18 protein-coding genes, 1 tRNA gene and 1 other RNA gene are annotated in these 22128 nt (G+C 61.7%); 14 read left to right on the top strand and 6 right to left on the bottom strand.

Annotated features, from left to right (window positions below):
* Positions 1-4 precede the first annotated feature (4 nt).
* The 4 genes from J0909_RS01645 (at position 5) to J0909_RS01630 (ending at position 5767) form a co-directional block, all read left to right on the top strand.
* Positions 5-2353, top strand: coding sequence for a penicillin-binding protein 1A (locus J0909_RS01645; protein WP_207259870.1), 2349 nt, complete (start codon positions 5-7; stop codon positions 2351-2353).
* 16 nt (positions 2354-2369) lie between these two features.
* Positions 2370-3152, top strand: coding sequence for a PhzF family phenazine biosynthesis protein (locus J0909_RS01640; RefSeq protein ID WP_207259869.1), 783 nt, complete (start codon positions 2370-2372; stop codon positions 3150-3152).
* Positions 3153-3161: 9 nt separating this feature from the next.
* Positions 3162-3500, top strand: coding sequence for a phenylpyruvate tautomerase MIF-related protein (locus J0909_RS01635; RefSeq protein ID WP_207259868.1), 339 nt, complete (start codon positions 3162-3164; stop codon positions 3498-3500).
* Between the two features lie 239 nt (positions 3501-3739).
* Entirely contained in the window at positions 3740-5767 is a 2028-nt protein-coding gene (locus J0909_RS01630) for a methyl-accepting chemotaxis protein (protein ID WP_207259867.1), read from the top strand.
* Between the two features lie 46 nt (positions 5768-5813).
* Here J0909_RS01630 and J0909_RS01625 read toward each other — a convergent pair whose 3' ends face one another.
* Positions 5814-7832: a peptidase U32 family protein gene (locus J0909_RS01625; RefSeq protein ID WP_207259866.1), complete on the bottom strand. Its 2019-nt coding sequence runs from the start codon at positions 7830-7832 to the stop codon at positions 5814-5816.
* An 11-nt stretch (positions 7833-7843) separates the two neighbouring features.
* Between J0909_RS01625 and J0909_RS01620 the strand changes: the two genes are divergently transcribed.
* The 3 genes from J0909_RS01620 (at position 7844) to J0909_RS01610 (ending at position 9712) form a co-directional block, all read left to right on the top strand.
* Entirely contained in the window at positions 7844-8629 is a 786-nt protein-coding gene (locus J0909_RS01620; protein WP_207259865.1) for an iron-sulfur cluster-binding protein, read from the top strand.
* A gap of 12 nt (positions 8630-8641) precedes the next feature.
* Positions 8642-9559: a dihydroorotate dehydrogenase gene (locus J0909_RS01615; RefSeq protein WP_207259864.1), complete on the top strand. Its 918-nt coding sequence runs from the start codon at positions 8642-8644 to the stop codon at positions 9557-9559.
* Between the two features lie 61 nt (positions 9560-9620).
* Positions 9621-9712: transfer RNA gene (locus J0909_RS01610), tRNA-Ser, on the top strand.
* 61 nt (positions 9713-9773) lie between these two features.
* Here the strand turns inward: J0909_RS01610 and J0909_RS01605 are convergent.
* Positions 9774-9962, bottom strand: coding sequence for a hypothetical protein (locus tag J0909_RS01605; protein WP_207259863.1), 189 nt, complete (start codon positions 9960-9962; stop codon positions 9774-9776).
* A gap of 413 nt (positions 9963-10375) precedes the next feature.
* Here J0909_RS01605 and J0909_RS01600 point away from each other — a divergent pair, with 413 nt between their 5' ends.
* Positions 10376-13810 (top strand): hybrid sensor histidine kinase/response regulator, encoded by a 3435-nt coding sequence (locus J0909_RS01600; RefSeq protein WP_207259862.1) that lies wholly within the window; start codon positions 10376-10378, stop codon positions 13808-13810.
* A gap of 41 nt (positions 13811-13851) precedes the next feature.
* Here the strand turns inward: J0909_RS01600 and ffs are convergent.
* Positions 13852-13945, bottom strand: an RNA gene (gene ffs, locus J0909_RS01595) — signal recognition particle sRNA small type.
* 230 nt (positions 13946-14175) lie between these two features.
* Here ffs and J0909_RS01590 point away from each other — a divergent pair.
* Positions 14176-15099, top strand: a complete 924-nt coding sequence (locus J0909_RS01590) for a bile acid:sodium symporter family protein (RefSeq protein ID WP_207259861.1) — start codon at positions 14176-14178, stop codon at positions 15097-15099.
* A gap of 139 nt (positions 15100-15238) precedes the next feature.
* The gene (locus tag J0909_RS01585; RefSeq protein WP_207259860.1) at positions 15239-15985 is read left to right on the top strand and encodes a DUF4198 domain-containing protein; all 747 of its coding nucleotides are present in this window, start codon (positions 15239-15241) and stop codon (positions 15983-15985) included.
* A 40-nt stretch (positions 15986-16025) separates the two neighbouring features.
* Here J0909_RS01585 and J0909_RS01580 read toward each other — a convergent pair whose 3' ends face one another.
* Positions 16026-16463 carry a hypothetical protein gene (locus J0909_RS01580; RefSeq protein WP_207259859.1) on the bottom strand — a complete coding sequence of 146 codons (438 nt, stop codon included), beginning with the start codon at positions 16461-16463 and terminating at the stop codon, positions 16026-16028.
* Between the two features lie 267 nt (positions 16464-16730).
* Between J0909_RS01580 and J0909_RS01575 the strand changes: the two genes are divergently transcribed.
* From J0909_RS01575 to J0909_RS01560, 4 genes are all read left to right on the top strand, one after another.
* A complete protein-coding gene (locus J0909_RS01575; RefSeq protein ID WP_207259858.1) occupies positions 16731-17942 on the top strand; it encodes an OmpP1/FadL family transporter in 1212 nt (403 codons plus the stop codon).
* Positions 17943-18095: 153 nt separating this feature from the next.
* Positions 18096-18836 (top strand): energy-coupling factor ABC transporter ATP-binding protein, encoded by a 741-nt coding sequence (locus tag J0909_RS01570; protein WP_207259857.1) that lies wholly within the window; start codon positions 18096-18098, stop codon positions 18834-18836.
* Positions 18836-19546: an energy-coupling factor transporter transmembrane component T family protein gene (locus J0909_RS01565; protein ID WP_207259856.1), complete on the top strand. Its 711-nt coding sequence runs from the start codon at positions 18836-18838 to the stop codon at positions 19544-19546. The genes J0909_RS01570 and J0909_RS01565 overlap by 1 nt, the downstream gene beginning before the upstream one ends.
* Positions 19547-19645: 99 nt before the next feature.
* The gene (locus tag J0909_RS01560; RefSeq protein ID WP_207259855.1) at positions 19646-20470 is read left to right on the top strand and encodes a rhodanese-like domain-containing protein; all 825 of its coding nucleotides are present in this window, start codon (positions 19646-19648) and stop codon (positions 20468-20470) included.
* 7 nt (positions 20471-20477) lie between these two features.
* Here the strand turns inward: J0909_RS01560 and J0909_RS01555 are convergent, their stop codons facing one another.
* Positions 20478-21350, bottom strand: coding sequence for a DMT family transporter (locus tag J0909_RS01555; RefSeq protein ID WP_207259854.1), 873 nt, complete (start codon positions 21348-21350; stop codon positions 20478-20480).
* A 3-nt stretch (positions 21351-21353) separates the two neighbouring features.
* On the bottom strand, positions 21354-22103 hold the full coding sequence (locus tag J0909_RS01550) for a TlyA family RNA methyltransferase (RefSeq protein ID WP_207259853.1): 750 nt from the start codon (positions 22101-22103) through the stop codon (positions 21354-21356).
* Positions 22104-22128: the final 25 nt, after the last annotated feature.

Here is a 22128-nt window from a genome sequence, read left to right as displayed (position 1 = left end):
AAAAATGAATAAATTCCTTAAGATATTCGGCATATTCGTTCTTGTTTGCACCCTTTCGGGGATCGGCGGGGCCATCTGGCTCTACCACTGGGCCTCCAGCGATCTGCCCGGCTTTAAGAATATCACGGACTACAAGCCGCCCCTGGTGACCACGGTGTACGGCCAGGACGACAAGGTGCTCGGCTATTTCTACAGGGAGAAGCGGTTCCTGGTCACTCTGGACCAGATGAGCACATGGATTCCCAAGGCGTTCCTGGCCGCCGAGGACGCCTCCTTCTATCAGCACGACGGCGTGGACCTGACCGCCATCGTCCGCGCCTTCAAGGCCAACCTCATGGCCGGCCGCACCAAGCAGGGCGGCTCGACCATCACTCAGCAGATCATCAAGCGGCTGCTGCTGACTTCCGAGCGCAGCTACAAGCGCAAGCTCAAGGAAGCCATCCTCGCCTTCCGTCTGGAGAACTACCTGACCAAGGAAGAGATCCTGACCATCTATCTGAACCATATCTTCCTGGGCGCGCATTCCTACGGTGTGGAGGCCGCGGCCAGAACCTATTTCGCCAAACACGCCAAGGACCTGAGCATTGCCGAGGCGGCCATGCTTGCGGGGCTGCCCCAGGCGCCAACCAGGTACAATCCCTACCAGAGCTACCCGTTGGCGCGGCAGCGCCAGGAGTACGTCCTGGGCCAGATGCGCAACCTCGGCTGGATCAGCGAGGACCAGTATCAGGAGGCCCTGGTGGAGCCCATTGAACTCAAGTCCATGGAGGACCCGTCCTGGCGGGTGGGCGCGTACTACCTTGAGGAAGTCCGCCGCTGGCTCGTGGACCAGTTCGGCGAGGACGAGGTCTACAACGGCGGCCTGACCGTGACCACCCCGTGTGATCTCAAGCATCAGGCGGCGGCCGAAAAGGCCCTTCGGCGCGGGCTTATCGATTCGGCCAAGCGGCGCGGCTGGACCGGCCCCATCGGCAATTTCACCCCGGCCGATGAGCCGCGCATTCTCGAAGAGGGGCCGCAGACCACCGACAATATCATGGAGAAGGACCAGCTCCTCAAGGCCTTCGTGGTCAAGGTCGTCCGAGACAGGGCCTTTGTGCATTTCGGCAAGTTCAAGGGGGAAATTCCGCTCAAGGCCATGTGGTGGGTGCGCAAGCCCGACCCCAAGAAGAGCCATGAGGACGTGCCCGATCCGACCGACGCCCGCAAGGTCCTCAAGAAGGGCGACGAGGTCTGGGTGACCGTGGCTCAGGCTCCGAAGAACGAGGACGGCACCTGGATTCTCGACCTGGAGCGTGAACCCGAAGTGGAGGGCGCTCTGGTTTCCATCAAGCCAGACACCGGCGAGGTCGTTGCCCTGGTGGGCGGCTACTCCTTCGCCAAGAGCCAGTTCAACCGGGCCACCCAGGCGCGACGGCAGCCCGGCTCGGCCTTCAAGCCCATCGTTTATTCGGCGGCCATCGACAATGGCTATACCGCCGCCTCCATCGTCCTGGACGCGCCCATCGTCTACGCCAACGATGCCGAGGGCAAGCTGTGGCGCCCCCAGAACTTCGAGGGCACCTTCGAGGGCCCGACCCTGTTGCGCACCGCCTTGGTCAAGTCCAAGAACCTGTGCACTATCCGCATCGCCCAGAGGATCGGCATCCGGACCATCATTGAACGGGCCAGGGCTATGGGGCTGGAATCGGATTTCCCGCCCGACCTGTCCGTGTCCCTGGGGTCCGCCGTGGTCACGCCCATGAATCTTTGCGAGGCCTATACCACGTTCCCGCGCGGCGGCTCCTACATCAAGCCGCGCACGGTCCTGTCCGTAAAGTCGGCTTGGGGCGACGAACTGTACACCTCCAAGCCCGAGGCCGTGGACGCCTTCAGCCCGCAGACCGCCTACATCATGGCCACGCTCATGAAGCAGGTGGTCCAGAATGGCACTGGCTGGAGGGCCAGGGTGCTGGGACGGCCCGTGGCGGGCAAGACCGGTACCTCGAACCTGGAGCAGGATGCATGGTTCATGGGGTATGCCCCGTACCTGCTGACCGGCGTGTACGTCGGCTTCGACGAATTGACCCCCATGGGCAAGTGGGAGACCGGTTCGCGGGCGGCCTCACCTATCTGGGTGGATTACCGCAAGCAGGTGGAAAACGATTATCCCTATGAGGACTTCACTCAGCCGCCGGGAATCGTTATGGTCAAGGTGGACGGCCGGACCGGCAAACTGGCCACGCCGTCCTCGACCCAGGAATTCTTCCTGCCGTTCAAGGTGGGCTCCGAGCCCACGGAAGCTTCCGGCTCGTATGGCGGCAATGGAGAGACTTCGGCCTCGGACGATGATTTGTTCAAGCAAACCTTCTAGGTAATTCGAGGGCGCCATGGAACTCGATCTCTATCAGGTGGACGCATTTGCGGACGAGGTCTTCGGCGGCAATCCGGCGGCCGTGGTCCCGCTCTACGAGTGGCCGTCCGACGAGCTGATGATGGGCATCGCTCAGGAGAACAACCTGCCCGAGACCGCCTTTTTTGTGCGCAACGGGGAGTACTTCGAGTTGCGCTGGTTCACGCCGGAGGCCGAGATCGACCTGTGTGGGCACGCCACCCTGGCCAGTGCCCACGTCCTCTTTCACCATCTGAACTACATCGATCCTGTGGTGGTCTTCCAGACCAAGAGCGGGCGGCTTTTCGTGGACCGCGAGGGCAACTTCTATTCCATGGACTTTCCGGCCTGGTCCTGCTCCGGGATTCAGGTCACCGAGCGCGTGGCCTCGGCCCTGGGCGCGCGGCCCGCCGAACTTTACATGGGCTCCCGGGACATGTTGGCCGTCTTCGAAACCGAGGACGAAATCCGGGCGCTCGATCCTGACTTTCGTCAGGTTTCGGCCCTGGATGGGTTGTGCCTCATCTGCACCGCGCCCGGCCTGGATTATGATTTCGTTTCCCGCGTATTCGTCTCGGGAGATTCCATTCCCGAAGATCCGGTCACCGGTTCGGCTCACTGCACCCTGGTCCCATACTGGGCGGACCGGCTGGGCAAGTCCAGGTTTCTGGCCTACCAAGCCTCCCGGCGAGGCGGTACGCTGCACTGCGAATACCTCGGCGACCGCGTCAAAATCGCGGGCCGCGCCGTGACCTACATGACCGGGACCATCCACCTCTAGGGAGGGGCCATGCCGTTCATCAAAGTGGAAACCAACGTCCGCGTTCCCGACGAGACCGCCTGCCTCAAGCGGCTTTCGGCCCTGGCCGCCGAGCTTCTCGGCAAACCCGAATCCTACGTTTTGGCGGAACTTGAGCCTGGCAAGCGCCTTTCCTTCGGCGGTACCGCCGATCCGGCGGCTTTCGTCACTCTCGATTCCATCGGCCTGCCCGAGGACCGTACCCCGGAATTATCCGCCGGTTTGTGCGACTTCCTGAATCGGGAATTGGCCATTCCGGGCAATCGCGTCTACATCGCCTTCGGCAACATCGAGCGCCATCTCTTCGGTTGGGACGGACGGACTTTCTAGCAACGCCTCCGGCCTCCGCCCTTTTTGTCTCCCAGCCCCGTGTCGCGCCGCCTTGCGAGGTGGCCGGACGCTTCATCCCCTCCCATTTCGCCCCTCGTCGCGCGGGCCATTCTGGTCGCGCAAGAGCTGCTTTGCGCGATATTGCACCATTAATATCCTGAAATGATGAAAGTATTCCTGTGCACGCCTTTTGCAATACTGTGGCTTTCGGCAATGTAATTTCTCATGAAGGGGCGCACATGAGCATCAAAAGCAAGTTGATTCTGATTTTTGTTTCCGTGCTATTGGGGTTGTCCGGGATATTCGCCGTGAACGTTGTCGGCGGGAAGTACGTGACCCGGGCTCGGGAACTGGCAACTCTGGCCAATGACGGCACAGCTCTTTTTCTTCAGGCAAGACGGCAGGAAAAGAATTTTCTGTTGCGCAAAGACGAGCAATATACTGGCAAGGCTATGGCCAATGCGGACAAGGCCGGGCACGTTTTGGAGGAAATCGCCCGTATCGAGCCGGGGTTGGCCGATCATTGTCGCGAGGCTCTGGGCATCCTGAAGCAATATCGTGACGCGCTGGTCGAAGTGAACGATTTGTACGTGGACATGGGGCTGACCATGAAGGACGGGTTGCGTTGGGATTTCATCCAGGCCGCCCGCAACATGGAGGCCGAATTCGGCAAGCGGGCCATGTCCACGGAGTTCGTCATCAAACTGCTCCAGATGCGGCGGCAGGAGAAGAACTACATCATCCGGGGCGGTGAGCTGTACGTGGGCCGAGTGACCAAGGGCGCGGACGAATTGCGCCGGATGCTTGCAGCCGCATACACGCCTGAGGAAGTGGCCGGGCAACTCAAGGCCCTGCAAGGATACCTCGACGCCTTCAACAAGTATGTGGCCAAGGAAAAGCAGATCGCGGCCATCACAACCGGGCTTATCAAGGCGGCCCGTTCTTTGGAGCCGGTTTACGCCGGGATAGCCGACAGCAGCGTGGCCCGGTCGCGGCATGAGGCGCGAATGATCGACTATTGCGTGATTGGAGTGGAATTGGCCGTGGGTGTGGCCATTCTGCTGTTGCTGTGGTGGGTTATGCGTTCCATCAACCGGCCGCTGCTGCGGCTCAACCGTTTTGCCCGGGCAGTGGCCGGGGGTGATCTGGACGTGGAACCCGAGGGCCTGTTTACTGCCGAACTGGGTGAGCTGAAGGATGTGCTCATGGATATGGTCGCCAACCTTCGCGCCGTCATAGGCGAGGCCCAGGCCAAGGGAGAGGATGCACGCATCCAAGCCGAGGCGGCGGGTCGGGCGCGGGACGAGGCCTTGGCTCAGCAGGAGCGCGTCCAGGCTTTGCTGGAACGCATGGCCGAAGCCGCCGGACAGGCCGATGAGGTGGCCAAAAAGCTGGCGACGGTGTCGCGCGACCTCCAGGACCGCACCGGGAAGATCGCCGAGAGCGCGGTCTCGCAGCAGGAGCGCATGGCCGAGTCGGCCACGGCCATGGAGGAAATGAACGCTACGGTCAACGAAGTGGCCATGAACGTGTCCGACGCCTCCAACAAGGCCAGCGAGGCGAGTTCCGAAGCCAGCCAAGGCATCCAGGTGGTCCGGCGGGCCGAAAAGGCCATGTCCGAGGTGGCCGGGACGGTCTCCGTGCTGGAGGAAGGCATGACCCGCCTGGGTTCGGATACCGAGTCCATCGGTCAAGTCATCAGCGTGATCAACGAAATTGCGGATCAGACCAACCTGCTGGCCTTGAACGCGGCCATCGAGGCCGCCCGGGCGGGCGAGGCGGGGAGGGGATTCGCCGTGGTGGCCGATGAGGTGCGTAAGTTGGCCGAGAAGACCATGGTCGCCACCAAGGAAGTGGAGGAACGCATTACCGCCATCCAGGAGGCCACGGGGCGCAATATAGATGAAGTAAAGGAAACTTTGATTCACGTGACCGACGCCAACGGCCAGGTTGGCAATTCGGTGAGCGCGTTCCAAAACATCCAGAAGTTTTCGGCCGACGTGGCCGATCGCGTCGAAGGTATCGCCATCGCGGCCCGTCAGCAGTCCGTGGCTACCGAGCAGATGAGCGGCGCGGTGCTGGACGTGAGCCAACTGGCTTCGAACACTGCCGAGGACGTGCAGGAGGCGGCCTCGGCCATTGCCGGTCTGACCTCCATGGCCGAGATGCTGGAGACGATCATCGGGGGACTGGGCGGCGACGACCGGCCTGGCGAGGACGTTCCCGCCGGACAGATTCCCGCTCACAAGCCGCAAGCGGTGCAATAGAAATACGGGAGCCCTCTTTGACGGAGGGGGCTCCCGCATTCTTCCGTTACAGCAGTTTCAACCGCCAGTTGAATTCACTGGTCCGCTTGGGCCGGGGAACATTGCGCGGCCAGGGTTCGAGCATGGTCACGAAGGTTTTGTAGCCAAGCCGTTCCAGGGTGCGGGTTTCCTTGGTCAGGTCCACTTCCCACCCCGGGAATATCCAATTGTTCTGGCCGTACTTACGCACGAAGGCGACTTCGTTCATTGGCGATTTGACGGCTTCGTCAAACGGCACGGAATCGGCCAGGAATCGGGAGATGCCGAAGGGCCACAACCCTTTGATGACAAAGCCCAGAGGCAGGGGCGGATTCTGGCTGAGGGCCTGGAGATCCTCGAAGGGCAGCTCCGGGTTGATGATGGCGCTGGAAAAGCCCAGGCCGCGCAGCACGTCCAGGGCGAGCTTGTTGGCCACGTTGCAGAACGGTCCGGCGGTCAGGGTCGCGTTCGGGCGGTCCTCGAAGTAGCCGACCTGCCACGGGGCGTTGAGCACGAACTCGCGGGCCCCCTTGCGCATGGCTTCCTTGATGAGCCCACGATATTTCTTGTCCTCGCCGGGCCAGATGACCGGGGGCAGCCACCATTGGGCGCGGGACGCGATCTTGGAGGGCACCTTGCCCAGGACCGACCGTTCCAGCCAGTAGGCGGGGCGGTCCCATGTCCGGCCCGTGGGCGGTTGCCGGAACAGGGTTACGGACTCGGAGCGGGTGCTGGGCCGGGCGCCGCCCCGTGCCCGGGATTTGGATTGTTTGCGCGGAGCGGCCTGGGGCCAGGTGGGAGTGAAGGTCGATTCCTTGGGCTCCGGGGCCGGGAAGAAGTCAAGCTCCCGCTCCAGTTCCTTGATTTGTTTCATCAGTTCGGGCTCGCGCCGATCCACGAGAAAGACTTTGGTGCCCGTGGGCACGGGCGGGCCCGCCTGTTTTTTGGAAAAGGGAATGTCAATGCGTCCGCGCTTGGGCACGCGACGGCGGATGGGAAGGGTCCGGTGGCCGGGCTGATCCTCATATCCTACGCGCACCAGGTCACCGGGTTCGAGTTGTTCGCGCGGCTCGAAAAAGAGTTTTTTCTGGTCCCGCCGGATTTCGCCGATGAGCCGCCCGGAGCTTGTTTCCTCTTTGGGCTGGACCGGCTGGAAAGCGCGCTGGGGCAGGAACACGGAGTGGCTGGAGGGCCGTCCGAGGGCTTGGTCGAGCAGCTCCATGGCGGTTTTCTTGGCCGCTCCGTCCTGCGGGTTGTCGCGGAGCATCTGGTAGGCCTTCACCGTGTAGTAGACGTAGTGCGGGCCCTTTTTGCGTCCCTCGATCTTCCAAGCGACCACCCGGTTCATGTCGAGCAGCGGCTTGGTCAGCACATCCAGGGAGAGGTCCGAGCAGGAGAAAAGCCGTTCCGGCTGGTCTTTGCCCGTGGTGTAGAGGCGGCGGCAGGGCTGCACGCAACGGCCGCGCAGGCCGGATTTGCCGCCCAGGTAGCTGGACCAGTAGCAGCGGCCAGACACGCAGTGGCACAACGCGCCGTGGACGAATATCTCCAAGTCCAGGTCCTTGGGGCACGCCTCGGCCATGAGCTTGACCTCGTCCAGATTCAGCTCGCGGGGCAGGACCACGCGGCTCGCCCCGAGCTTCCTGGCTACGGCCAACCCGTCCGGGTGGGTCACGTTGGACAGGGTGGACAGGTGGAGTTCGCCGGTGAAGCCCGCCTGCTTCGCCAGGGTCAGCATGGCCAGATCCTGGACGATCAGGGCGTAGGGTTTGACGTTTTTTTGCAGGCGGTCGATGAGCCGCCCGGCGGATTCCACGTCCTGGGGCTTGACCAGGGTGTTCATGGCAACGTAGGTCTTGGTGCCGCGATCCCGGCCGAGGCTTGCCAGCCTCGCCAACTCGCTGATAGAGAAGTTCTGGGCCTGCATGCGGGCCGAGAAATGTTTCAACCCCACGTAGACCGCGTCGGCTCCGGCCGCGACGGCCGCCAGAAAGGCGTTTCCGTCCCCGGCAGGGGCCATTATTTCAGGTATATGTTTAGTGCTCATAAGGTATCCGTATGTCCTTGAGGAATTGTCGCAGTGTCAAGGTATTGAAAGTATCCCCGGTCGGTCAATCAAAAACGGCGGGCGCGTTTTTCGAATTGACGCTGGAACGCCCGGACTGGGACGGGTGGAAACCCGGCCAGTTCGTCATGATCCGGCCCGTCGCCTGGGAACTCGACATGGTTTGGGGACGGCCCTTTTCCATCAGTTCGGGCGATGAAACATCCATAACCCTGTTCATCCAGGCCGTGGGGCGGGGCACCCGGCGCATCGCCGAGTTGGAACCCGGCGACATGGTGACCATGTGGGGGCCGCTTGGCAACTCCTTTGCCGTGGAGCCGGATACGCCGACCCTGTTGCTTGCCGGGGGCATCGGCATCGCACCTTTTCGCGGATATGTCGAGCAACATCCGCAACCCGGCAATCTGGACCTGTTTCTGGCTCATCGCCTGCCGTTGGACTGTTACCCCTATGAACTCCTGTCTCGGACCGTGGAAAGTCGGTGCATGCTGGAAGCGGAACCGTCCGACCTGGATTGCATTATCGAGACCATGCGGGGGCTGATTGAGGAGTATGCCGGGCGGAATGGGCTGGTCCTGGCCTGCGGGCCCACGCCGTTTATGCGCACGGTGCAGCGGTTCGCCGGGGAGTACGGGGGCCGGGCCCAGGTGTCCCTCGAAAACCGTATGGCCTGTGGTGTAGGCGCGTGCCTGGGGTGCGTGACCAAGGACGGCGCGGGACATCACGTGCAGGTCTGCACGCGCGGACCGGTGTTTTGGACGGACAACGTGGAGCTTTAGGAGGCCGCAGCCATGGATATGCAAGTTAATTTCGGCGGTCTTTCCCTCAAAAATCCGGTCATGACCGCGTCCGGGACCTTTGGCTCCGGTCTGGAATTCGCGCCCTATGGCGATCTGACCCGGCTGGGCGGCATCGTGGCCAAAGGGCTCTCGCTCAAGCCGCGTGAAGGCAACCCCATGCCGCGTATCGCCGAGACGCCGTGCGGCATGCTCAATGCCATCGGCATCCAGAACCCCGGGGTGGAACACTTCGTGACCAAGGCCCTGCCGAACCTGCCCTGGCGGAAAGTGGCCGTGATCGCCAACCTGTACGCCTGCGACGCCGCCGAGTTCGGCGAGTTGGCCGGGGTGCTGGCGGGCGAGGAGGGCGTGGCCGCGTTGGAGGTCAACGTCTCCTGCCCCAACGTCAAGGAGGGAGGCATCGCCTTCGGCCAGGACCCTGCCCAGATCACCCGGGTCACCGAAGCGGTCAAGAAGCGGGCCGGGAATAAACACGTCATGGTCAAGCTTTCGCCCAACGTGACCGACATCGCGGTCTGCGCGAAGGCCGCCGAAGCGGGGGGGGCGGATTCGTTGTCGCTGATCAACACCTTGTCGGGTATGGCCGTGGACATCCGCAACCGTAAACCGCGCATCGCCAACGTCATCGCCGGGTTGTCCGGCCCGGCAGTCAAGCCCGTGGCCCTGCGTTGCGTGCACCAGGCCGTGCATGCCGTGGACATCCCGGTGGTCGGCATCGGCGGCATCAGCTCTGCCGAGGACGCCCTGGAATTCCTGCTGGTGGGTGCGCAGGCCGTGCAGGTCGGGACCGCCAATTTCCTGCGTCCGGACTTCGCTTTTGGCCTGGCCGACGCCATGGAGAGCCTGCTTTCCGAGATCGGGGCCAAGAGTCTGGACGAGTTCCGGGGAAGCTTGCAACTTCCGCTCTAGAAAAGAGAAAATTTTTACTTGCCAAGCCTCACCATATTAGGTAGTTACTCCCTCTCAACGCGGAGAGGTGTCCGAGTCCGGCTTAAGGAGCACGCCTGGAAAGCGTGTTTGGGGGGAACTCCAACGGAGGTTCAAATCCTCTCCTCTCCGCCACCGAATGCAAAAGGCTTACGATGTACATCGTAAGCCTTTTTTCGTGTCGCGCTTCAGGGACTCAGGGTTGTTCCTGTTCCCGGGGCCCGGCGGACAGGGCGTTGCCTTTTCTTTTCCGGGCGTTCCTGTTCGCCACCTTTGCCTTGCTCCGGGCCGGGCGCGGAATGGGCGTGCGGATCGGCTGGTCGGACAGGAGAAAACGGATTTCCATTTCGCTGAGTATGGGCTCACTGCTATTCTTGTCGAGCATAAGTGCCACCTTGTTGAGGTTCCTCCCCCTACAAATATAAGCGTTCGGGGTGACCCGGAGGTTACAGAAAAGACGGGTCGACCGGCCGGAGTGACCGGGCACAAAGGGCTGGTCCCGTCCGGGGTGCGTGTGGTACAGTGCTGACCTTGGCATTGTTTTTCAGCGAGTTGGGCTAACGGCAGGGGGCGGATGCGCTGCAATTGGTTTCGGGCCGTTGGCTGCAATGAATCGGTGGTTCGTCCGGGGTCGGCTGCGGATGTTGAATATAATCGACGGGAAGCTGTTCGGGGCCTATGAAGTGTGTGGGGGACGGCTGTAAGCGAGCGGAGCGGCATCCGCCCGCCGAGGCTGTGCGGCGTGTAGCAAGACGGGCCGCAAACGGGTTCTGGAGACCCCCGGAGAGGAGGCAGTGAATGCCATCGTTGCATAAAATCAGGAGAAAGCGTTCCCTGGTGCAACACCTGACCACAAGTCTTGTGGTCGTGGTGGTGCTCTCCTCCCTCGCCATTTCCTCGATCATTTTCGTCCTCCTGTTTCAAAAATCCGAGGCCCAGTTCAAACAGCGGGCCGACGAGGCCTTAACCCACCTGGCCAACAGCCTGGAATCCTACCTCTGGCACATGGAAGAGGAATCCGTCGTCAACCTGTGCAACACCTTCGCCAACATCGACATAGTGGTTTTCATCGAAGTCCGGGATCATCGCGGCAACGATATCTACCGCTTCGGCGAGATCACGCCGGGCGAGACCATCGTCAGAGAAAAGCGTATCAGCTACGATAACATCGAAGTCGGCGTGGTCCGTCTCGGTTTGACCCAGGCCATTTTTCGCGAGAAGGTTTTTGAGACCACCTGGATCAGTCTGATTTCCCTGCTGTCCGTGGTGATTGTCCTCGGCCTGTCCACCCGGGTCGTTCTCAACCGGGGGTTGCGCCTGCCGCTCGGGCAGCTCATCCGGCGCATCGAGGGGTTGTCCGCCGGTGAGTACGGCGAACTCGCGGAGGAAGAGCAGGAGGGGTTCCAAGAGGTCCAGCTCATTCTCTCCAAATTTAACGAGATGGCCGCCCAGATTCATTTGCGGGAGACCGAACTGCGCGAGAGCGAGGTGAAGTATCGCCGTCTGTTCGAGACGAGCATTGAGGGCATCGTCATGGTCGATGCGTCGGAACACATCTCCCAGGTCAACCGGATTTTCGCTGACATGCTCGGCTATACCGAAGAGGAACTGACGGGCATGTTCGTGCCGGATATCATTCACGGTGACGACCAGAAGAATCACGCGAGGGAGCTTGAGAAGCGTCGCGCCGGGCAGGCCTCCCAGTACGAGCGGCGATTTGTACGCCGGGACGGCTCCGAGGTCTGGACCCTTATTTCGGCCAGCCCCCAGTTCGATGCTGAAGGGATTTTCTGCGGGGTGTTCGCCATGATCACGGACATCACTCCCCTGCGTATCGCCCAGGCCAATCTCAAGACCGCCTACGACGAATTGGAGAAGCGGGTGGTCGAGCGCACGGACGAGCTGAACAAGACCAACCGGCTGCTCACCTCGGAGATCCACATCCGCAAGCAGACCGAGAAGGAGATCATCAAGGCCAAGGATGCGGCGGAGAAGGCCACCAAGGCCAAGAGCGAGTTCTTGGCCAACATGAGCCATGAAATACGCACACCCATGAACGCCATCATCGGTATGACTCACTTGATCAAGATGACCGAGCTGACCGCCACTCAGCGGGACTACCTGAACAAGATCGACATTTCGGCAAAGTCTCTGCTCGGCATCATCAACGATGTGCTCGACCTGTCCAAGATCGAGGCGGGCATGCTCACCGTGGAGTCCGTGGGGTTCAAGTTGGAACAGGTCCTCGAACAGTTGACCACCATCGTCTCGCCCCGGGCCAACGAAAAGAAGCTCGAATTTCTCATCAGCGTGGGCGCGGACGTGCCGCCCGCCGTTCAGGGCGATCCCATGCGGCTGGCCCAGATCCTCATCAATCTATGCAACAACGCCGTCAAGTTCACCGACAAGGGGTCCGTGGTGGTGGGCATCTCCACCGTGAAAAAGGACGCGAACAACGCCACGTTGCGTTTCTCGGTCAGGGATGACGGCATCGGCATCAAGCCTGAAAAAATCCAGGAACTCTTCCAGCCCTTCACCCAGGCGGACGCCTCCACCACCCGGAAATACGGAGGCACCGGACTGGGCTTGAGCCTGTGCAAACAACTGGTGGACCTCATGGGCGGCACGATCGGGGCGGAGAGCGAGTTCGGCAAGGGCAGTCTTTTCTGGTTCGAAGCCACCTTTCCCGTCTTCCACGAGGAGACGGAGAGCGCGACCCTGCCTCAGGAGCTCCAGGGCATGCCGGCCCTTGTGGTGGACGACAATCCCACTTCGCGGATCATCCTCAAGGGCATGCTCGAATACATGGGGTTGTCCGTGACCACGGCCAAGTCCGGGGCCGAGGCCCTCGACATCCTGCGCGCCGACGGGAACGAGGCCGCCTACAAGCTGCTGGTGGTGGACTGGCGCATGCCGGAAATGGACGGACTGGAGACCGCCGAACGGATTCTCAAGGACGAGGCCATCACGGTCAAGCCGCCCATGTTCATGGTCTCCGCCTACGGCAACGCCTCCCTGGTCAAGAGGACCAACGAACTGGGGTTCCGAGGTCTGCTGTTCAAACCGGTGAATCAGTCCTTCTTGTTCAACCTTGTGGTGGAGACCTTGGGCAAGGGGATGGTCACCCTGAACGAGGCCGTCCGGCCGGAAGAGGCTCTGGACCGGCTGGCGGGCAAGCGCGTTCTGCTGGTGGAGGACAATGAGATCAACCGCCAGGTGGCCCAGGAAATTCTGGCCTCCATCGGGGTGGATGTCTCCGAGGCCCACAACGGCCAGGCCGCCTTGGAATTTCTTGAGGAGCACGACGTAGACCTGATCCTCATGGATATCCAGATGCCGGTCATGGACGGGCACGAAGCCACCCGGCGCATCCGCAGTCAGGCCCGTTTCAAGGATTTGCCGATCATCGCCATGACCGCCCATGCCATGCTTGCCGACATCGAGAAGAGCAAGGAAGTGGGCATGAACGGCCATATCGCCAAGCCCTTCGATCCGGATGACCTCTTCGCCGTCCTGACCAAGTGGCTGGTCAAGGGGGACGAGCAGGCGGCCGCTTCGGCAGCTCCGGGCCGACACCCCGAGCCTCCCTCCGGGAATGCCGACGCTCTTCCGGCCATGATGGACGGCATCGACGTGCAACTCGGCCTGCGTCGTGCCCGAGGAAACGAGAAGCTCTACAGAACGCTGCTGCTTTTGTTGGACGAGAAGTACGCGAACGCCGCCGAACTGATCGGGGAACAGCTAGCCGCTGGGGACATCGACGCGGCCGTGGCGCTCGCTCATTCGGTTAAGGGCACCTCGGGCATGCTCGGGGCAATGGGGCTGTTCGAGGCCGCCGGTGAGCTGGAAAAGGCTCTGGATCAGAGAGAGACGGAAACCGCCGAGCAATTGGCCGCCTTCACCGTCCGGCTGGATGAGGTTGTTCGGAGCATCGGCGAACTCAAGCGGGCCGGGGGCAAGGAACCTGATTTTCCGCAGCACGGGGAGGTCGCCCCGCGGGAGGAACTGCTGGCCAGCCTGGATGGGTTGCGGTTGCCGCTTTCCCAGGGAGCGCCGGTGGATTGCCGGGAGCGGGGCGAGGCCGTCAGGAAGTTGGTCTGGCCCACCGAGGTGCAGACCGAGGTGGCGCAGTTGCTCAAGCTCATCGCCGAATACGATTTCAAGAAGGGGCTGGCCCTCCTGGAAGAGCTGGAAACGGCGCTCAAGCTGGAGCTGACGGACTCGGACGGCTGATCGGCCCAAGAAAAAAGGCGCGTTCAGTACTGAACGCGCCTTTGAGTGGAAACCGGACACCCGGGAGCAATTGATACCGCTGCTTCCTTTCGGACCTGACGGAATTCTCAACGCGACCGCCGTCCGGCTTCCCTCTGTACGGGAATGGTTTTCCTACAGCGTTCCCGACCGTTCGTCAACACTTCTTCCCATATGCCGCTCAACCCGGCTCCGCAGCGAGGCGGCGAGCCGTCCATTCTGCCTTGCCGGGGGCGGCCTTGCCCATGGCGGGACATTTGGGCCGGATTGTCGCGGGAACTATGCTTTGAGACATGTTTTTTTGCTCCAGCGTTGACAAGAATCCGTATTTAAGCCACCCCACGGGCATGAAAATCGACGCTGTTCCCCTTCTTTTCGAGCGAAATTTTATTCTTATCGCCGTGGTCATGTCCGCCGTGGCCCTGGTTTACCCCCCGACGTTCACCTGGGTGAAGCCGCACATCCCCCTGGGGCTGGGCGTCATCATGTTCGGCATGGGACTGACCCTGGAGTTCGGGGATTTCGTCGAGATATTGCGAAAGTGGCCCCTGGTGGGGCTCGGCATGGTCTTGCAGTACGCCATCATGCCGGTTCTGGCCGTGATTATTTCCCGCGTCCTCGGCCTGCCGCCGGACATCACCATCGGCATGATCGTGGTCGGGGCCTGTCCTGGCGGCACGGCCTCCAACGTCATCGCCTATCTGTCCAAGGCCAACGTGCCGCTTTCCGTGACCATAACCCTGGCCTCCACCTGCATTGCGCCGGTTCTCACTCCGGCCATCATCTATCTGCTTCTGGAACGTCAGGTGGAAATCGATTTCTGGTCCATGGTCACCTCCGTGTTCTGGATCGTGGTCTTCCCGCTGATCGACGGCCTGATTTTGCGCCGTCTTTTCCGGCGATGGCTGGAACCGTTTCTGCGTTGGTTCCCTTCCCTGTCCATCATCGTCATAGCTCTGCTCATCGCCTGCATCATCGGCCTGAACCAGGCGACCCTGCTCGGGCTGCCGTTACTGGCCCTGCTGGCCGTGGTCCTGCACAATTCGTTGGGGCTGGCGGCCGGGTACGGCCTGGCCCGCCTCGTGCACTGCAACAAGCGGGACGCGCGGACTTTGGCCATCGAGGTGGGCATGCAGAACTCGGGCCTGGGCGTGGCCCTGGCCGTGAAGCATTTTGGCGTGGCCACGGCATTGCCTGGTGCGCTTTTTAGTCTGTGGCACAATATTTCGGGCGTGACCCTGGCCCGGCGCTGGCGGCGTCATCCGGAGTGATCGGTTTCGGTCCATCACTGTCCATGAAGAGTAAGTAATCCGTAATCTTACTTGACTTGTGTTACTAGTTTGATACTAGTAACATGAATTAAGTAAGAAGACGGATTTTTTGTTTGCAACAATCTTTGAGGAGTGTGTGATGAAGAAATTGATTTTCGCTCTGGCGGTCCTGTGCGTCGTTCTGTTCGCCGGTCCGGCCCAGGCTCACTTCGGCATGTTGATCCCCGACACCGACGAATTGACTCAGGCCAAGCGGACCGTGAACCTGGTCCTGTCCTTTTCCCATCCCTTCGAGGGTCAGGGCATGGAATTGGAGAAACCCGCCGCCTTTTTCGTGGCCATCGACAACGACCAGCGCGTGGATCTGCTGCCCACGCTGAAGGAAACCAAGGTCATGGGTCATCTGGCCTGGAATACCTCCTTCACTGCCAAGGCCCCGGGACTGTACACCTTCGTCTTTGATCCGGTTCCCTACAAGGAAGACGCGGAAAACAACTACATCCGCCACATCACCAAGGTGGTGGTCGACGCCTATGGCGAGGGCGAGAACTGGAATACGCCGCTTGGCCTGGATACCGAAATCGTGCCTCTGACCCGCCCCTTCGGCAACTATGCGGGCAACGTTTTCCAGGGCGTGGTCATGGTTGGCGGCAAGCCCGCCCCCTATACCCGGGTGGAAGTGGAATTCTACAACAAGGATGGCAAGCGCCAGGCCCCCAACGAGCGTATGGTTACTCAGGAAGTGCTCGCCGACGGGCAGGGCGTGTTCACCTTCGCCTGCCCTTGGAAGGGATGGTGGGGCTTTGCCGGTCTGAATACCGCTGAGAAGCCTTATGAAGGCCGCGAACTCGAGATGGGTGCGGTCATCTGGGTGGAAATGAAATAGCTTACCCCCGCCCGGTGGGCCCTGCGCGTCACTTTCGTCGTCAGGGCCTGCCGGGCGTCCCCTCGTTCATCCTGCTCAGGATGGGAGTGACGAATTCGTCCGGCAGCGCTCCGCAGACCGCGCCGAGGTAGGCCCCGACAATGGCGCCGATGACCAGGTTGCCACCGTCCGGGCTGGCCGTCACCTGAAACAGGGCGCCCACAAAGGTGCCCATGAACCCGCCCATCATCCAGCCGTCGTTGTGCACCCCCCGGTAGGGCTTTTGGCCCCGCCAAGTCCGGATGCAGTCCTTCATGAACAGCCCGGTGAACCCTCCCAGGAAAGCCCCCAACAGGGTCAACAGCATACCCGGAAACGCCGTGTGTACGGTAAAGCCGTAACGTATGGATCCTTCGATGACGCCTGCCAGGCCGCCGACGGCCAACATTCCGTGAAAACTCTTTTCCTTGGCGTCCAGCCGGGGAATGAACTGTTTCATGTGTCCTCCCGCGCCGGGAAATTTATTCCATCCTCGGGCGCATGTCCTAATCCTGTGCCAGAATCGTGCCGCACCCAGGCATTTTTGTTTTCGCCGGAAATGAGTTAAACGGCTGTTTGAAAAGACTTTTTCGTTTTACATTCTTTTTTCCCTCATGTATGAGTGGGCAGTTTTTCCATATAGTAACGTAATGCGTCCGGGGTGGAAGTTCTCCGAGGCATCTGGGAGGGTGCCGGAGGCATTGAAACGAGCTCTCAAGGGGGAAGGATGAAACGCGCATCCGCATGTTTTGTGTTCTGTTTTCTGGTTTGCCTGCTTGCCACCGCCACGATGGCCCAGGCTGGCGGTTTCGCATTGTACGAGTGGGGCAACCGCGCTCTGGGCATGGGTACCGCCGCTTACGCCACCGGCAATGACGCCTCGGTCGTCGCCTACAACCCGGCGCAGATGAGCAAGCTTGAGGGTACCAATATCTACGGCGGCGTGACCGCGGTTTCTCCATCTTCGGAAGTGTACGTCAACGGCGACAAGAGCAATACCCAGAATCAGGTCTTCGGCGTGCCCCACGCCTTTGCCACCCGTCAAATCAACGACGACTGGACTCTCGGTGTGGGCGTATTCACCCGGTTCGGCCTGGGTACCAACTACAATCAGCATTGGGCCGGAAAGGCCATGATCCAGGACGCCTTGCTGGAGACCTTTTCCCTGAACCCCGTTGCCTCCTACAAGGTCAACGACTCCCTTTCCGTGGGGGGCGGCATTGAAATCATCAAGGGCTTCTTTACGACCCGCAAGGGAGTTCCGGGCGACGGCACGTTCAAGGTTGACGTGGACGGGACCTCTCTCGCCTTCAACCTCGGCCTGCTCTATGATTTCAACGATATGTTCTCTCTGGGCCTGGCCTATCGCTCTCCCGTGCATTTCGAAGGCAAGGGCTCCGCGTCCATCCGCGGAAGCGACCTCCCCATCAACAACTCGGGCAACGCCACCATGATTGCCGATTTTCCCGCGAGCTACACCGCGGGCCTGGGCTTTACGCCCACGAAAGACCTGACTTTCGAGTTCGACGTGATCTATACCCAATGGGAACAGTTCGACCGCATCGAGTTCAATTTTACTGATTTCTCCGCGTCCAATACCTCCGAGGACTTCAACTATAAGTCCACCTGGCGTTTCCAGTTGGGCGCGGAATACTGTCTCACCGAGGCATTCGCCTTGCGCGCGGGTTATGTCTACGACCAGACGCCCATTCGCCATGAGTACAGTTCCCCCATGCTGCCCGCCAATGATCGCCAGATATTCACTCTGGGCGCCGGATACAAGTGGGACGCCTGGACCGTGGATGTTTCGGGCATGTACATTGTTGCCAAGGAACGTACAGGTATGGCCATGCACGACTCCAGAGGCACTGCCTATGATGTGGACTTCAAGAACGGCCGCACCTGGGGGCTCGGTACCTCCATCGGCTACCATTTCTAGGAGCCGCGCCATAGACACTGAAGACCCCGCCTCGGCGGGGTCTTTCGTTGCTGCGGACGTTGTTCGCGGAGTCCGCCGTAAGACTGTCTTTCCCTGCCCTGCGGCGTTGACAGCGGGGGGTGGGATGATGGAGTGTCTGGCGTGAGGAAGACAATGATAGAACTCAATACCGTTACGTTCGATTATTCCTCCGGGGACGAAGTCCTGTCCGGAGTTTCCCTGAAGGTGGAGAAAGGGGGGCTGCTCGGCTTGGCCGGGGCCAACGGCAGCGGCAAGTCCACGCTGCTTGCGCTCATGGCCGGGCTGTACGCCCCGACCAAGGGGAGCCTGGAGGTGGCCGGGCGGGTCAGCCCGGGCCATGAAGGCGGCATCCGCCAGGTTTGTCGGCTGGTCATGCAGGACGCGGACCTGCAAATCCTCGGGGCCACAGTGGAGGAGGATCTGCTCCTGGGCCGCGAACGTGGTGAGGCCGCCGTTGCCGAAGCCCGGGCTATGGCAGACCGGCTCAATTTGTTGAAGTATTGGGACCGTCCGGTACACACGTTGTCTTGGGGCACCAAGCGCAAGCTTTGCCTGGCGGCGGCCTTGTTGGACCGGCCGTGCGTGTTGCTGCTGGACGAACCGTTCAGCGGGCTCGATTATCCCGGTGTGCGCGAGATGCGCGCCCTGATCCGGGCCAACCGCGAGGCCGGGTTGACCCAGGTGGTTTCCAGCCATGACCTGGACAGCTTCATCGACCTGGTGGACGGACTGGCCGTGCTTGACGACGGGGCACTGGCCCTGAACGGCCCGGCCGAGACCGTATTGGACCGCGTGGCCGAGCATTCGGTGCGCGCGCCGGGCTCGTGGACCGCCTGCCGGACCATCGTGCCGTGGGACGAGGGGGCGCGCTGATGCCCGACGTGGCGGGTTGGGTCCGTTCCCTGGACCCTCGGCTCAAGCTGGCGGCGGCCCTGCTGATCGGCCCCGGGCTGTGGAAGGTGGACGTCCTGGCGGCCGCCGGGTGCGCCGTGTTTCTGCTGGCGTTGGGTCGCTTTCTGGCCGTGGGCCAACCGGGCGGGGGAAAGATGGTCCGCAGCCTGCTTTCCTTTGTTTTTTTCTGGGTGGCGGTCAAGGCCGTGCTCGACGGCGTCACCGGAATGCCGGTGGAGTACATGGCCTCGGACGCGGCGCAACTGGCCGTTCGGCTGGTGGCCCTGCTTATGCTCGGGCTGTGCCTGGCCCTGTCCACCTCGGCCCGCGCCCTCGGGCTGGCCGTGGCCTGGGCGCTTCGGCCGTTTTTGGGCCGGGAGCGGGCCTGGCGTATCGCTCTGTCCCTGTCGCTGATGGTTCATTTCCTGCCGGTCTGCCTGTCCACCCTGTCCGGGGTGCGCGGGGTGGTTGCCCGGCGCTGTCCCAAGGCCGGGTTCTTCCGGCGCATGCGCATGATTCCCCAGGCGGTCATTCGCAATCTCGGCCAGAAGACCTGGAACCAGACCTTGGCCGTGGCTTGCCGGGGCCTGGACCGGGCCGAGGCTTGGGAGCCGGATTTCGCCTGGGCGGCTCGGGACTGGGCCGGAACCGGTTTCGTGCTCCTGGCCACTGCGGCCATGTTTTTTCTGTAGGCCGCCCCCCCATTCTGTTGACGGGCCGGGCCGTCCCTCCTAAAGTTTGCTTAAACGGGGTATTTTTTCGCCCTTCAGACCGGATTATCGGAGGGAATCATGTCCACCATCACACAGATGACGCCGGACCAGGCGCGTAAATTCATGGAAGGCAGCAAACCTGACTCCTATACGCTTCTCGACGTCAGGCAAGAAGCGGAATACGAGCAGGACCATATCCCGGGGGCGCGGCTCGTACCCCTGTCCCTGTTGCCGGATCACTTCGAAGAATTGGACAAGCGGCGTCCGTTGCTCGTCTATTGCGCCTCGGGCGGCCGGTCCATGGCCGCTGCCGCGCTCCTTCAGGGGCAAGGCTTCGAGGACATCAACAATCTGGTGGGCGGCATCTCCGCCTGGGAGGGGGAAGGGGCGTTCGGCCCCATGGAGCTGGGCATGATCGCCTTCACCGGAGCCGAGAGTCCAGCCGAGGTCATTCTCAAGGCATACTCCATGGAGAACGTGCTCCAGGCCTTCTACGTGCAGCGCGCGGATATGGCCGAGACCATGGAGCGCATCGAATTGTTCATGGAGCTGGCCGGGTTCGAGGATAAGCACAAAGACACACTGTACGAGCTGTACACCCGCATCGCCGAGAAGGTTATGAGCCGCGACGAGTTTGAGGCGGTCGCCCTGCGCAACAGTTCTGACATGGCCGAGGGCGGGGTGCCGGTCAGCGAGTTCATGGATCGTTTCCCCGGCGCCTTCGACAGCGACCAGGGGGTGCTGGAGCTGGCTTCCATGGTCGAAGCCCAGGCCCTGGATTACTACCTGCGTTGCGCCATGCAGGCCCAGAGCGAGGACACGAAGAATGTCCTGCAACTCCTGGCCCGCGAGGAAAAGGCCCATCTCAAGCTGCTGGGCAAACACATGGACAAGCGGAATTAGGCCGGGATCAGCCCGCCTCGGTCCGCCTCAGGCGCAGGTTGGGCGTGACGATACCCAGGATGATCAGGGCCGCGCCCCATATCTGGAGCCAGACCACGGGTTCGCCCAGGAAGACCGCTGCCGCCAGCAGGGTGATGATCGGCTCCACGGATGAGAAGATGCAGGCGTATGCGCTGCCGATCCGCTCAATGGCCGTGAACAGGAAGGTCACGGCGATCACGCCCGGGAACAGCCCCAGGGCCAGGCTGATGAGCGCTTGTTGCGGGTCCAGGGTCGTCCATGCGTGGATGTCGCCCGACAAGGTGAAGGAAATCGCCGTGAAGGCCATGACGTAGAAGGTGGCCGTGAGCGGCTTTAATCCCTTGAGCAGGATTTGGACCAGGATAAGGTAGACCGAGAAGGTGGCCATGGCCCCCAGGGCGTAGACCAGCCCCGCGGTATTCACCTCGCGCAGGAAAGCGTCGTAGAAGACCAGGCAGCAGCCGACCATGACCAGGGCCAGGGAGAGAATGACCACCCGGTCCACGCGCATGCGCAGGAACAGGGAAGCGAGCAGGGTCACGGCCATGGGGTGCCCGTACAGGACCAGGGCCGCCGTGGACGCCGGGATGGTTTCCAGGGCGTTGACGAAGCAGGTGGTCTGCAACCAATAGACCACCAGCCCCAGAAAGGCACATTTGCCCAGGTCGCGCAGGGAGATGCGCAACAGCCGGGGCGTCTTGGCCAACAGGTAGAAGAGCAGCAGGACCACGGCCACGGTGAAGCGCATCTGCATCATCACCGCCCCGTCCATACCCGCCATGTAACCGAACTTGACCAGGATGGCCATGGAGCCGAAACAGGCGGCGGAGATGACCGCGTAGACAAGTCCTTGGAGCATGAGTTATTCCGGCCTGCGCAGGTAGGCCATATATTCCTGATTACCCTTGGGGCCCAGTATCTTGGACGGAACCACGCCGAGCACCATGAGCCCGAGTTCGTCCCGGCAGCAATCCAGCACCATGTCCACGGCCGACTGCCGTAGCGTTTCATCCCGGACCACGCCCTTGTCGGTCTGACCCGGCCCCACTTCGAATTGGGGTTTGACCAGGACCACCAACTCGCCCCCCGGCCGCAGGAATTGCAGGCAGGCGGGCAATATCTTGGTCAGGGAGATGAAGGATACGTCGGCCACGATGACATCCACCGGTTCGGGGATCAGGTCGGGGTCGGCATGGCGCACGTTGGTCCGTTCCAGGTTGATCACACGGTCGTCCTGACGGAGTTTTTCGTGCAGTTGCCCGTAGCCCACGTCCACGGCGTAGACTCGCATCGCCCCGTGCTGGAGCGCGCAGTCCGTGAAGCCGCCTGTGGACGCGCCCGCGTCCATGACTATCTTTCCATTGAAATCAATGGCGAATTCCTCAATTGCCGTGAGCAGCTTGTAGGCCCCGCGCGATACGAAACGGTCGTCCTCCGGGACCACGAACTCCGTATCCCCGGCGAATTGCTGGCCCGGCTTGGCCACGGGCGTCTTCTGGCCGTGATCCATGTAGTGGACCTTGCCGGCCATGATCAGCCGTTTGGCTTTTTCCCGGCTTTCCGCCAGCCCCTGGGAGGCCAACAGTTGATCCGCGCGTTGTTTCTTGGGCATCGGTGGGCTCTTTCGACCGGGGAAG

The organism is Desulfovibrio sp. Huiquan2017 (assembly GCF_017351175.1).
In the GTDB taxonomy this organism is placed as follows: Bacteria; Desulfobacterota; Desulfovibrionia; order Desulfovibrionales; family Desulfovibrionaceae; genus Pseudodesulfovibrio.
Note: the sequence above shows the minus strand (reverse complement) of the source record. Positions and strands in the feature narration are given on the sequence as shown.

What these genes read in the sequence shown, in the direction of transcription:
- J0909_RS01645 (WP_207259870.1), top strand. Translation starts at nt 5, where the DNA reads ATGAATAAATTCCTTAAGATATTCGGCATATTCGTTCTTGTTTGCACC.
- J0909_RS01640 (WP_207259869.1), top strand. Translation starts at nt 2,370, where the DNA reads ATGGAACTCGATCTCTATCAGGTGGACGCATTTGCGGACGAGGTCTTC.
- J0909_RS01635 (WP_207259868.1), top strand. Translation starts at nt 3,162, where the DNA reads ATGCCGTTCATCAAAGTGGAAACCAACGTCCGCGTTCCCGACGAGACC.
- J0909_RS01630 (WP_207259867.1), top strand. Translation starts at nt 3,740, where the DNA reads ATGAGCATCAAAAGCAAGTTGATTCTGATTTTTGTTTCCGTGCTATTG.
- J0909_RS01625 (WP_207259866.1), bottom strand. Translation starts at nt 7,832, where the DNA reads ATGAGCACTAAACATATACCTGAAATAATGGCCCCTGCCGGGGACGGA.
- J0909_RS01620 (WP_207259865.1), top strand. Translation starts at nt 7,844, where the DNA reads ATGTCCTTGAGGAATTGTCGCAGTGTCAAGGTATTGAAAGTATCCCCG.
- J0909_RS01615 (WP_207259864.1), top strand. Translation starts at nt 8,642, where the DNA reads ATGGATATGCAAGTTAATTTCGGCGGTCTTTCCCTCAAAAATCCGGTC.
- J0909_RS01605 (WP_207259863.1), bottom strand. Translation starts at nt 9,962, where the DNA reads ATGCTCGACAAGAATAGCAGTGAGCCCATACTCAGCGAAATGGAAATC.
- J0909_RS01600 (WP_207259862.1), top strand. Translation starts at nt 10,376, where the DNA reads ATGCCATCGTTGCATAAAATCAGGAGAAAGCGTTCCCTGGTGCAACAC.
- J0909_RS01590 (WP_207259861.1), top strand. Translation starts at nt 14,176, where the DNA reads ATGAAAATCGACGCTGTTCCCCTTCTTTTCGAGCGAAATTTTATTCTT.
- J0909_RS01585 (WP_207259860.1), top strand. Translation starts at nt 15,239, where the DNA reads ATGAAGAAATTGATTTTCGCTCTGGCGGTCCTGTGCGTCGTTCTGTTC.
- J0909_RS01580 (WP_207259859.1), bottom strand. Translation starts at nt 16,463, where the DNA reads ATGAAACAGTTCATTCCCCGGCTGGACGCCAAGGAAAAGAGTTTTCAC.
- J0909_RS01575 (WP_207259858.1), top strand. Translation starts at nt 16,731, where the DNA reads ATGAAACGCGCATCCGCATGTTTTGTGTTCTGTTTTCTGGTTTGCCTG.
- J0909_RS01570 (WP_207259857.1), top strand. Translation starts at nt 18,096, where the DNA reads ATGATAGAACTCAATACCGTTACGTTCGATTATTCCTCCGGGGACGAA.
- J0909_RS01565 (WP_207259856.1), top strand. Translation starts at nt 18,836, where the DNA reads ATGCCCGACGTGGCGGGTTGGGTCCGTTCCCTGGACCCTCGGCTCAAG.
- J0909_RS01560 (WP_207259855.1), top strand. Translation starts at nt 19,646, where the DNA reads ATGTCCACCATCACACAGATGACGCCGGACCAGGCGCGTAAATTCATG.
- J0909_RS01555 (WP_207259854.1), bottom strand. Translation starts at nt 21,350, where the DNA reads ATGCTCCAAGGACTTGTCTACGCGGTCATCTCCGCCGCCTGTTTCGGC.
- J0909_RS01550 (WP_207259853.1), bottom strand. Translation starts at nt 22,103, where the DNA reads ATGCCCAAGAAACAACGCGCGGATCAACTGTTGGCCTCCCAGGGGCTG.